This window comes from Collinsella sp. AF23-4AC (assembly GCF_003462685.1).
In the GTDB taxonomy this organism is placed as follows: domain Bacteria; phylum Actinomycetota; class Coriobacteriia; order Coriobacteriales; family Coriobacteriaceae; genus Collinsella.
Window position 1 is genome coordinate 1 of record NZ_QRVE01000028.1, and the last position, 10,977, is coordinate 10,977.

9 protein-coding genes are annotated in these 10,977 nt (G+C 60.4%); 6 read left to right on the plus strand and 3 right to left on the minus strand.

All coding sequences use genetic code 11. The features are described 5' to 3' along the window. Window positions 1-275, minus strand: a 275-nt coding sequence (locus DWY05_RS09555) for an arginine deiminase family protein (protein WP_233511301.1), incomplete at its 3' end; no start/stop codon positions are given. 558 nt (window positions 276-833) lie between these two features. Here DWY05_RS09555 and ppk1 point away from each other — a divergent pair. The 5 genes from ppk1 to DWY05_RS09580 all read left to right on the plus strand — a co-directional run bounded on the left by ppk1 (window position 834) and on the right by DWY05_RS09580 (window position 6,992). Further along, window positions 834-3,236 carry a polyphosphate kinase 1 gene (ppk1, locus tag DWY05_RS09560; RefSeq protein WP_233504080.1) on the plus strand — a complete coding sequence of 801 codons (2,403 nt, stop codon included), beginning with the start codon at window positions 834-836 and terminating at the stop codon, window positions 3,234-3,236. A 98-nt stretch (window positions 3,237-3,334) separates the two neighbouring features. Then, window positions 3,335-4,663, plus strand: coding sequence for a 23S rRNA (uracil(1939)-C(5))-methyltransferase RlmD (gene rlmD / locus DWY05_RS09565; RefSeq protein ID WP_117821530.1), 1,329 nt, complete (start codon window positions 3,335-3,337; stop codon window positions 4,661-4,663). Window positions 4,664-4,769: 106 nt separating this feature from the next. Then, window positions 4,770-5,312 (plus strand): DJ-1 family glyoxalase III, encoded by a 543-nt coding sequence (locus tag DWY05_RS09570; RefSeq protein ID WP_117821531.1) that lies wholly within the window; start codon window positions 4,770-4,772, stop codon window positions 5,310-5,312. After that, on the plus strand, window positions 5,309-5,890 hold the full coding sequence (locus DWY05_RS09575) for a nucleoside triphosphate pyrophosphatase (protein WP_117821532.1): 582 nt from the start codon (window positions 5,309-5,311) through the stop codon (window positions 5,888-5,890). The genes DWY05_RS09570 and DWY05_RS09575 overlap by 4 nt, the downstream gene beginning before the upstream one ends. Window positions 5,891-5,990: 100 nt before the next feature. Then, window positions 5,991-6,992, plus strand: coding sequence for a P1 family peptidase (locus DWY05_RS09580; protein ID WP_117821533.1), 1,002 nt, complete (start codon window positions 5,991-5,993; stop codon window positions 6,990-6,992). A 372-nt stretch (window positions 6,993-7,364) separates the two neighbouring features. On the opposite strand, the gene DWY05_RS09585 is transcribed toward DWY05_RS09580, so the two are convergent. Together DWY05_RS09585 and glf are read right to left on the minus strand one after the other, a co-directional pair. After that, window positions 7,365-8,396: a glycosyltransferase family 2 protein gene (locus DWY05_RS09585; RefSeq protein WP_117583931.1), complete on the minus strand. Its 1,032-nt coding sequence runs from the start codon at window positions 8,394-8,396 to the stop codon at window positions 7,365-7,367. Beyond that, the gene (glf, locus tag DWY05_RS09590; RefSeq protein ID WP_117821534.1) at window positions 8,389-9,591 is read right to left on the minus strand and encodes a UDP-galactopyranose mutase; all 1,203 of its coding nucleotides are present in this window, start codon (window positions 9,589-9,591) and stop codon (window positions 8,389-8,391) included. The genes DWY05_RS09585 and glf overlap by 8 nt, the downstream gene beginning before the upstream one ends. 231 nt (window positions 9,592-9,822) lie before the next feature. Between glf and pta the strand changes: the two genes are divergently transcribed. After that, complete coding sequence (gene pta / locus DWY05_RS09595) at window positions 9,823-10,803, plus strand: phosphate acetyltransferase (protein WP_117655322.1); 981 nt, start codon at window positions 9,823-9,825, stop codon at window positions 10,801-10,803. Window positions 10,804-10,977 lie beyond the last annotated feature (174 nt).

Consider the following 10,977-nt stretch of genomic DNA (forward strand, 5'->3'; position numbering starts at 1 on the left):
ATGTACTGGTCGGTGAACTCGGCGCGGGCGCCGGGGACCTGGTCGAACACCTCGGCGACGAGGTTCTCGAGGTAGAGGACCTCAACGCCCTGGTCCCTCAGGATCTGGGCGAAGGTGTCGTGCTCCTGCTGTGCGACCTCCAGGAACGGGACGTCGTCGAACAGGAGTCGCTCGAGCTCGTCGGGCGGCAGGTTGAGGAGCTCGTCGCCGGGACGGTGCAGGCAGACCTTCCTGAGCTTGCCGATCTCGGAAGGCACGTGCAGACCTTTCGTCATGGCCTCCTACCTTTCTTTCGGGCCTTACTGGCCGAATGTATCAGCGCCCCTCCATATGGGACGCTGCTTGCTGACAGCTCTAGTTATATCCAAAAACCACCCGCAATTCCACCTCGCCCCCGAACGGTCAACAAAGTGCGATGAACGGTATATCGCATGTGATTCCCCCATGATGTACTTCGGCGTTCTAAAGTAACTTTTCTAAGGTAAACGCTCTTTTTTCTCAAAAATCATTCGCAATTACAACTCCAATCTTTCGCTTAAGAATTGCATATCTATAACTGTTTTATGTATATAAATGACGCTTGTTCGTGTTTCTGTCTGTATTCGATGATATTCAGCTGCCTATCATTCTTATTCACACATACTCACCAGTTGAGTGAGGATATAGACCGTTTTTCACAACGCGACGGGCGTCAGCTCTATGGCTTGTCAGCGTAAGAAGTAGGTAAAGATACCGTTCACGCGATACGTCCGTGCCATAGGTCGACTAAATTGAGACAATAGTGAATAGTGTTAGGCAACCGTCCCCTGCGGGGACTGAACGGACAGATGCATATGCCGAGCAAAATCGAAAAAAAGCAAGCCGCCGCAAAGCTGCGCAAACCGCCGCGCGACTTCTCGTACACGCAGAACCGAGAGCTCAGCTGGCTGCGCTTTGACAACCGTGTGCTTGACGAAGCCTTCGACGAGACCGTTCCGCTGTTCGAGCGTCTAAAGTTCGTGTCGATTTTCGAGTCTAACCTCGACGAGTTTCTCATGGTGCGCGTGGGCGGCCTGTCCGATCTGGCAGAGCTCAAAAAACAGCCTGTCGACAACAAGAGCAATATGACCGCCTCCGAACAGGTCGATGCTGTCATGGCCGAAATGCCCGGGCTCCTTACCCGATGGGAGTCCATCTTTAAGAGCATCGAGGGCAAGCTCGACACCCTGGGCGTTCACCGCGCCCGCATCGATTCGCTTACGCCCGAGGAGCGCACCTTTGTAACCCGCTACTTCCAGGCCTACGTGTCGCCGGTCATCTCGCCGTTGGTCATTGACCCGCGCCATCCCTTCCCCAACCTGCGCAACGGTGCACTCTATCTGGCTTGTGGCCTGGACGGCGTCACCGACGAGGAGAGCCTGCTGGGCCTTATCGAGATCCCCGCCTCGATGAACCGCGTGGTCGAGATCCCCTCGCCCACCGGCACCTACTCCTACATTCTGCTCGAGGACGTCATCCTCGCCTGCCTGGACAGCTGCTTTGGCTCCTATAAGCCGCTCGACCGCGCGCTCATCCGCGTCACCCGCAACGCCGACATCGATCCGGACGGCGAGGGCGTCGAGGAGGAAGAGGACTACCGCCAGCACATGAAGCGCATCCTCAAGAAGCGCCTGCGTCTGCAGCCGGTAGTGCTCGCGGTCTCGGGATCGCTCGAGAAGGCGACGCTCAAGACCATCCGCAAGGCGCTCGAGCTTTCGCGCCGCTCGGTCTTTACCTGCGATATCCCGCTCGACCTGGGCTACGTCTTCGGCATTGAGGGCAAGATTCCCGAGCATCTACGCAACGAGCTGCTCTTTACGCCGTTTAAGCCGCAGCCCAACCCCACCATCGATATGACCCGCTCCATCCGCGAGCAGGTGCTGCAGCACGACAAGCTGCTCTTTTACCCTTACGAGGCCATGAATCCGTTCTTGGACCTGGTGCACGAGGCCGCCTATGACCCCGAGTGCATCTCGCTGCGCATCACGCTCTACCGCGTGGCCAAGCAGAGCCGCCTGTGCGAGTCACTGATCGATGCCGCCGAGAACGGCAAAGAAGTCACGGTGCTCATGGAGCTCCGCGCGCGCTTTGACGAGCAGAACAACATCGAGTGGGCCGAGCGCCTGGAAGAGGCCGGCTGCACCGTCATCTACGGCTCCGAGGGCTTTAAGTGCCACTCCAAGATCTGCCAGCTCACCTATCGCGAGGGCATGGCGCTCACACGCCTGACGCTGCTGGGCACCGGCAACTTTAACGAGAAGACGGCCAAACTCTACAGCGACTTTATGCTCATGACCGCCCACCCCGGCATCGGCGAGGACGCCAACCTGTTCTTCCGCAACCTGTCGCTGGGCAATCTGCGCGGCGATTACCGCTTCCTGGGCGTGGCGCCCGTAGGCCTCAAGCCGCTCATCATGCGCGGCCTGGACCGCGAGATTCAGCGCGCTCTCGCTGGCGAGCCCGCCCGCGTGTTCTTTAAGCTCAACTCGCTCACCGACCGCGAGGTCATCGACAAGATCGCCGAGGCATCGTGCGCTGGAGTCCGCGTGGACATGATCATCCGCGGCATCTCGTGCCTCAAGCCCGGTGTTCCGGGCAAGACCGAGAACGTGCATGTCCGCTCCATCGTCGGACGCTTTTTGGAGCACGCCCGTGTTTACGCTTTTGGCGTGGACTCGGACATGATTTACCTGAGCTCGGCAGACATGATGACACGCAACACCGAGCACCGCGTGGAGATCGCCTTCCCCGTGCTCGACCCCACCTGCCGCGCCCTGGTACACGAGTACATGGGCATGCAGCTGCGCGACAACGTGAAGGCCCGCAGCCTCACGAGCGACGGCACCTGGGTCCCCGTGGAGCGTGCAGAGGGTGAGAAACCCTTCAACTCGCAGGAAGCCCTGCTGGAGCGTGCCTATCGCAACGCCGAGGCCACGCCCGAGCCCGTCATTGAGGCGAAACCCGCCCCCGAGCCCGAGCCGCAGCCGGTAGCACCCAAGGTCCAAGAGGTCCAGGCGACCGTCATTGAGCCCGAGCCTGCACCTGCACCTCAGCCCGAGCCGCAGGCAGCTAAGCCCGCGCCCGAGACGAGCGCTCGTCGCGATAAGCCCGCCGGCAAGACCAAGGCCATCGAGCGCCATCGCCCCGGTCGTGTGCGCATGGGCCTGGGCCTGATCGGCCTGGGTCTTAAAACGCTCATTACCGGCAAGACGAAATAGTCGTTTGTAGAAGCAGTTTGTAGAAGCGCCCCGCATTTGAGGAAAGCCTCGGATGCGGGGCGCTTTTCCCTGCTACCATGGTGCGAACAACAACACGAATGACAGGCAGGGATATGAAGCTCACTATAGAATCGATGACCTACGGCGCCGACGGGCTGGCGCACGCCGACAACGGCAAGGCCGTCTTTGTGCAGGGCGCCGTGGCAGGCGACACCGTCGAAGCCGAGGTCGTACAGGACGGCAAGTCGTTCATGCGCGCCCGCACGACCGAGATTCTGGAGCCGAGCCCCGATCGTATTCAGTCCCCCTGCCCCTTCGTTGGCATCTGCGGCGGTTGTTCGTGGGGCAATCTCTCACGCACGGCGCAGCTTGCCGCCAAAGAGCAAAATCTGCGCTCCACGCTCGAGCGCATCGGCAAGTTCGCTCCTGAGCAGGTCGATAAGTTGGTACAGCCCATCTGCCACACCAAGGACGACTGGGGCTACCGCAATAAAATCGAGCTCGAACCGACCGTCGTCAACGGTCGCGTGCGCCTTGGCATGCACGGTGTCGACCCCAGCAAAATCGTGACCGTCGATGCATGCCCGCTGTTCGATAAGCGTTTTCCCAAGGCGCTCAAATCGGTCGTCGGCGCACTCAACTATCTAAGCGGCAGCCATGACTTGGGGCTCGAACGCGTGGGCATTCGCGCATCGCGCCGCACCAAGGCACTCGAGGTCGCACTCTGGACGCCCACAGGCTCTTTTCCGCGCTCGCAGGTCTCCCGCGTGCTGGCGGACGCCGCTCACCCCACGAGCATCGTGCGCGTGATGAGCAAGGGCGAAAAGAAGGCCCGCCGCGTTTCCAAGGTGGAGATGCTCGCCGGAGAGGGCTCGTGGACCGAGAACATCGCCGAGGGCCAGATGCGCTTGTCTGCCCCGTCTTTTTTCCAGGTCAACACCAAGGGTGCCGAGATTTTGATCGAGCTTGTCATGGAAGCGCTCGACCCGCAGGAAGACGAGCTTGCCGTGGACCTGTACTGCGGCGCCGGAACCTTTACCCTGCCGCTCGCCCGCCGCTGCGACTTTGTCGCCGCCGTCGAGGCCTACGGCCCCGCCGTGCGCGACCTGCGCCGTAACCTGGAGATCAACAAGCTCGATAACGTCGACGTCATCGGCGGAGACGCAGTGCGCGAGTTCCCCGACCAGGATGCCGACGTCTTGGTGGTCGACCCGCCGCGCGCAGGCCTCGCCCCCGAGGCGATCGACCTTATCGCCAGCACGAGTGCTCGCGATGTCGCCTACGTGAGCTGCGACCCGGCCACCCTGGCGCGCGATCTCAAACGCTTTGTCGAAGAAGGCACCTTCTCCCCCGTAAAGATCACGCCAGTCGACCTGTTCCCACAAACCTTCCACTGCGAGACCGTCGTCCACCTTAGGCGCAACTAGCCACTTAATCATTGCTCAGAAAAATCATTGGGAAATCGAGCGTGGCAAGCGGAGGTCTTCGGGGTATAAGACGGCTAATTGTATGCCGCCTATGAAAGGAACCCTCATGCCCAGCGTTGCCGTTCTCGCCGCCGATGGCTTTGAAACTATTGAATGCTTGACCATGGTCGATGTCATGCGTCGCGGCGGCGTGCGTGCCACGCTCGTCTCGATCATGCCCACGCGTGAGGTCGTAAGCTCGCTGCAGATCCCCGTGACCTGCGATGCGCTCTTTGATGAGATCAACTTTGACGAGTACGGCTGCGTCGTGCTGCCCGGCGGCCTACCCGGTGCCACCAACCTGCGCGCCGATCAGCGCGTCTGCAACGTGGTCTGCGAGTTCGCCGCGACCAAGCACGTCGCCGCCATCTGCGCCGCCCCGTTTATCCTGGGCGAGCTCGACCTACTCGAGGGGCGCCACGCCACGTGCTTCCCTGGCTTTGAGAAAAGCTTCCCCGAAGGCGCCTATACCGGCGAGAAGGTTACGCAAGACGGCAACATCATCACCGCCAGTGGCATGGCCCAGTCGCTCCCCTTTGCGCTTGAGCTGCTGCGCACACTCGCCGGCGACAAGGCCGTCGAGAAGGTCGCCGAGGGCATTCAGCTATGATTTTGGCTTCGCAATCACCGCGCCGCATCGAGTTGATGCGCGAGGCAGGCTATGACATTCGCGTGATTCCCGCAGATATCGACGAAACGCCTTTTGATGGCGAGGCCCCGCTTACGCTCGTTGAACGCTTAGCACGCGCCAAAGCCGCCGCCGTTGCCGCCGAGCATGCCGAGCCCAACGAACTGACCGTCGCGGCCGATACTATTGTCACCTTCGATGGCAAGATTCTGGGCAAGCCGGCAACCGAGGACGAGGCGCGCACCATGCTCCGCGAGCTTTCGGGCCGCACGCACCAGGTCGCAACCGGCGTCTGCATCGTTAAGGCAGGCGACACGGCCGCTCCGCATGCCGCCGAGAGCCTGTCGTTTGTCGATGTGACCGACGTGACGTTCTATGAGCTTACCGAAGAGCAGATCGAGCACTACGTCGCCTCGGGTGAGCCCATGGACAAGGCCGGGGCCTACGGAATCCAAGGCACAGGCGGCCGCATGCTTGTGCACGATATTTCGGGTGACTTCTACAACGTGGTGGGCTTGCCCATCGCTCGCGTCGCACGCGCGATTCAAAAACTCTCGTAATTGCATCTGGCGCTGGGTATCCCCCAGCGCCTACAATTTTGCCGTACCGTACGGATCCCGACCGGGCATAAGGCCCGGCGGAAAACCGATAGGAGAACACATGGACACACTGCTCGAAGCCATCGATGTTTGCAATGTCGATGGCTTTTGCTTTGGCAACTATACGGACGAGGAGGCTGGCACCGGCTGCACCGTAATCGTGGCGCCCGGGGGTGCCACCGGCGGCGTTGACGTACGTGGTGGCGCCCCCGCTTCGCGTGAGACCGACCTGCTGCGTCCCGAAAACACCGTCGATAAGGTCCACGCCGTCTGCCTTTCGGGCGGATCGGCCTTTGGCCTCGAGGCTGCAAGCGGCGTGGCCCGCGAACTCGAGAGCCGCGGCATTGGTCTGCCCGTCGGCCCCACGCAGGTGCCCATCGTGTGCTCCAGCTGTATCTTCGACCTTGCCTTTGGCGACCCCACCGTTCGCCCCGACATTGAGGCCGGCATCGCCGCCGTGCGCGAGGCGCTCGACCACACCCCCACCAAGCTCGAACAGGGCAACGTAGGCGCCGGCACGGGCGCTACCGTGGGTAAGCTCATGGGCCCCGCCACCTGCATGAAGGCCGGCCTTGGCGCTGCCGCCGTGGCGCTCGGCCCCATCAAGGTGGGCGCCGTGGTCTCGGTCAACGCCTGCGGCAACGTTGTCGACCCCCTCACCGGCGAGTGGGTCGCCGGCATGCGCGCCTCAGCCGATAGCGACCAGATCGTCGACATGGAACTCGCAGCCTTTGCCGCCGCCGGATCCATGCAGATGCCGCTCGACCGCACCAACACCACCATCAGCTGCATCGTCACCAACGTGGAACTCACTAAGGCACAAGCCACCAAGGTCTCCCAGATGGCCGCAGACGCCTACGCACACGCCATCCGTCCCACGCACACCACCAACGACGGCGACACCATCTACACCCTCGCCAGCGGCAAACTGGGCGCCCAGGCAAGCGCCGCCGTTCCCCTAGACCTGCTGGGCATGCTCGCCGTAAGGGCCCTGGAAACTGCCATCGTAAACGGAGCCAAAACCGCCAAAACCTCCCACGGCATCCCCGGCGCCGCGAAGTAGCCTAACCTGACCGGTTGCCCGGTGGGGCTTGGTTATGTTTGCTGCTCTACAGTCCTGGCTCGCACGAAGAGCACATTAAGTGCTCTTCGGCTCGTGCGGAACTCGCGACAAACATAACCAAGCCCACCGGGCAACCTACTCAACTAGATCCCTTTCAGCCCAGGGCCCTGTGTACCGCGCGTCGAAGATCTTCAAATTCAAATAACCTGACAATCGATTCTTATAGCAGAGGCCCCTTGGCCTTTAGTTTGCTACAAGTTCCGCACGAGCCGGAAAGCACTTAATGTGCTTTCCGTGCGAGCAGGACTGTTCGCAGTAGCAAACTAAAGGCCAAGGGGCCCAGTCAACCTATCAGCAGCGATTACTCAGCAGCTAGTTGAATTTGAAGATCTTTGAGGCAAGACGGTATAGGCCGAGTGTGGTTTTGTCTCCGGCACGACCGCGGAGGTTAGTGAAGAACCCGACCACACCGTAGCGGGCACGACGATACATGCGCTCGTCGTAGGCCTTCAAATCATTCCACAGCGTCTTCAGGCGCTCGTCGGCGCAATCCTCGTCGGAAAGCTTGGTGAGCACCGAGCAGATCGCCATCATCATGGTGAAGTAGCCCATCATGTACGAACGCAAACGCGACGACTCGACATCGCTGTACAGGTGGTACGACTCCATCATGATACGCGTAACACGGAACTGCTGGTCCAGACGCTTGACCATCGTGGCCTCGTTGACACTCTGGCCCTCGCGACCGATAAAGTAGCGATAGAGGTCGATGTCGGCGTAGTACATGGTCTTGCAACGCGGCAGCGGCACGTAGGCGTAGATGTTGTCCACATAGAACGTGTGCGGCGGCATGGGCAGGTTGGACTCGCGCAGCACATCCGTGCGATAGCACAGGCTGTGCATGAGCAGATTCTGATCCAAACGGAAATGGCCGATCTGGTCCCAGGTAAAGATCTTTTTTCGAGGCAGGGCAAACTTGTAACCAATGGCCGTATGCGTACCCTCGTAAACCTTCTCGTACACGTAGTTCGAGATAAACAGGTCAACGCGCTGGTCGCGCTCTTCAAAGCCGCGCAGAATCGACAGCATGGTCGAAAGGGCAGCGCCGTCAAGCCAGTCGTCCGAGTCGACAACCTTGTAGTAGGTGCCCTGCGCCTCGCGCAGACCCGAAAGGACGGCAATACCGTGGCCGCCATTCTCCTGGTGCACCGCGCGGATGATTCCAGGATAACGGGCCTCCCACTCGTCGGCCTTGGCGGCCGTCTCATCCTTGGAGCCGTCGTCCACCACGATAATCTCGATATCGGTGGCATAATTGCTCCCCTCCAAGATGGAGGTGATGCAATGGTCCATGTCCTTAGCGGCGTTATACGAGGGAATACCGAATGTTATGACTTTATGCATGGCAGGCGATAATCTCATCCGAAAGATCGAGGGCGGAATTGGTCACGGCATCCATATCGTAGTAACGATACTCGGCCAGACGACCCACCGGGTGGAAGTTTGTCAGGTTCTGGACGCGCTCAAGATAGCGCTCATAGAGCTCACGGTTCTCGGGCTCAAGAATGGCGTAATACGGCGTCTCGCCCGAGCCGGGCGTATAGGCCTTGGAGTACTCCTTCATGATGGTGGTCTTGCCGGGCAGGACCTGACCAGTCATGTTCTTGAACTCGGTAATGCGCGTGTAGTCCTCGCTCGTGGTGTAGTTGACGGTACCCACGGGCTGGAACTGATCCATATCGAGCGTCTCGAACTTCATATCGAGCGTACGGTACGGAAGAGCGCCCAGATCAAGGCCAAACAGCTCATCGAGCGGACCGGTATAGACGATCTCGCCGCCGTAGACCTTGCCACCGATCTTGACGGTGGTCTCGTCGATCTCAAAGAGATCGCGGGCGTCCACGTCGCAGAACACGTCGATCAGGTCGTGGTCGAGCATATGCTCGAACAGCGCCGTGTAGCCGTCCTGCGGCATACCCTGGAAGGGAGCCTGCGGGAAATAGTGGTCATCGTCGCCCACAAAGACGGGAACGCGACCGGTGATCGAGGGATCGATCTGGTCGGGCGTCTGGCCCCACTGCTTCATGGTGTAATGCAAAAAGACGTTCTCGTAGACGTAATCGGCGACCTCGGCCAAGTCGGGGTCGTTCTTCTTACGCAGCTCCATAATGGGCACCTTGACATCCTTGCCAAAGGTCTCCACGAGCTTCTGATACAGCTCCTCGCCGCGCTCATCACCAAAGGCGAGCTTGAGACTCGCATGGTTGAAGGGCACGGGCATAAGGGTACCGTTGATGTTGGCGAGCACCTTGTGCTGATAATCCGTCCACTTGGTAAAGCGCGACAGGAAATTGTGCACGCGCTCGTTAAAGGTGTGATAGATATGCGGACCGTACTCGTGGATCAGGATTCCGGCCTCGTCAGTGCAGTCATAGGCATTGCCCGCAATGTGGCTACGGCGCTCCAAAACGGCAACACGATAGCCGATAGTCTCGGCAAGACGGCGGGCGCAAACGGCACCGGCATATCCAGCACCGACGACAATCATGTCGTACGCGCCGGCGTTAAAGCCTTCAGGCAGGCCTGAGGTAATCTGCATCGATACTCCTTGTCAAAAGCCACGGGCTCGTTAGCTGGGCTTTTCTCGAACATTCTTCGAGACATATTTATCAGAGCGATTATAGCGCTAATGCGTCCTATAATGAGCTTGCCACACAAGGAAAGCTCAAGCACCGCGGCGTACAAATTTGAAAGGTAAACCCGCTAGCAGCGGGTTTATTCGTGAACAGCCGGGCGCCTGGAGCTTAGCGAAACGCTTGTAAGGAGTAACATGAGCGATTTCCTTAACCGTATGAAGTCTGCCGCCAAGGCCGACCTTAAGACGATCGTCCTGCCCGAGGGCGAAGATCCGCGCACCATCGTCGCGGCCACCAAGATCATCGAGGAAGGTCTGGCAAAGATCGTCATCCTGGGCAACCCCGACGAGATCAACGTTCCCGGCGCCACCGTCATCGACCCACGCAATGCCGAGAAGCACGAGGAGTACGCGCAGAAGTTTGCCGAGCTCCGCGCCAAGAAGGGTGTCACTATCGAGCAGGCTCGCGCCCAGGTGATGGACGCCACCTACTTTGGCACCATGATGGTCAAGATGGGCGACGCCGACGGCCTGGTCTCCGGCGCCTGCCACTCCACCGCCGACACCCTGCGCCCCGCGCTGCAGATCCTCAAGACCGCCCCGGGCACCAAGCTGGTCTCGGCCTTCTTCGTGATGTGCACCGACACCCCGCAGTTCGGCACCGACGGTACGCTGATCTTCGCCGACTGCGGCCTCAACATCAACCCGTCCTCCGACGAGCTCTCCGAGATCGCCATCGCCTCCGCTCACTCCTGGTCCACCTTTATGGGCAGCGTCGAGCCGCACGTGGCCATGCTCTCCTACTCCACCATGGGCTCCGCCGGCGGCGAGGTCGCCAAGAAGGTCCAGGAGGCCGTGAAGTTCTGCAAGGAGAAGGCTCCCGAGCTCGCCATCGATGGCGACCTGCAGCTCGACGCCGCTATCGTTCCCACCGTCGCCCAGCTCAAGGCCCCCGGCTCCTCCGTCGCCGGTAAGGCCAACGTGCTCGTGTTCCCCGACCTCGAGGCAGGCAACATCGGCTATAAGCTGGTCCAGCGCTTCGCTGGCGCCGACGCTTACGGCCCCATCCTGCAGGGCATCGCCAAGCCGGTCAACGACCTGTCGCGCGGCTGTTCTGCCGACGACATCGTGGGTGTCGTGGCCATCACCGCCGTCCAGGCTCAGATGGCTGAGTAGCCAGACATATCCCCGCCGAAGGCAGCGCAGGTTAACCCCTGAAAACGTCCTCGACCAATGAAACGCCCCCGTTCTGCTCCTTCGGAGCTATGAACGGGGGCGTTTCTGGTCTGACGCTCCTATTTGGCAAGGTGTTTTTTAGAATCCATTTTGCGCTCGGCCTCGAAGGCTTGC